This is a genomic window from Chryseobacterium sp. YIM B08800, assembly GCF_026163565.1.
Lineage (GTDB): Bacteria > Bacteroidota > Bacteroidia > Flavobacteriales > Weeksellaceae > Chryseobacterium.
Window position 1 is genome coordinate 1 of the sequence record NZ_JAPDKN010000043.1, and the last position, 288, is coordinate 288.

The 288-nt window shown below is 37.8% G+C and carries 1 protein-coding gene; it reads right to left on the reverse strand.

Going from position 1 to position 288, the window contains the following annotated elements; genetic code table 11:
• Positions 1-267, reverse strand: a 267-nt coding sequence (locus OEW74_RS15760; RefSeq protein ID WP_265429379.1) for a DUF2931 family protein, incomplete at its 3' end; no start/stop codon positions are given.
• Between the last annotated feature and the right edge of the window lie 21 nt (positions 268-288).

Here is a 288-nt window from a genome sequence, read left to right on the forward strand (position 1 = left end):
TAAAAGTTCATATAATTTCTGATAGTCTATTGGGGTTTCTATGGTGTACATGCAATCTTCTGCAAACGAGAGCCAAGTCACATTTAAGAATCTCGGCATCCAATCTGAACGGTCATTCATACCATTACCTTTGTTTCCCCATCCGTATTTCCCTGTAGAGAGCCTATCGCTTAAACTTTTAAAGCCTATACTGCCTTTATAGACTTGTATAGGATAACCAAGCGGGCAAGAGAGACCTTCTGACCAACTAAATTGTTCTTCTTCCATTTTTGTGTTTTTTTCTTGTTT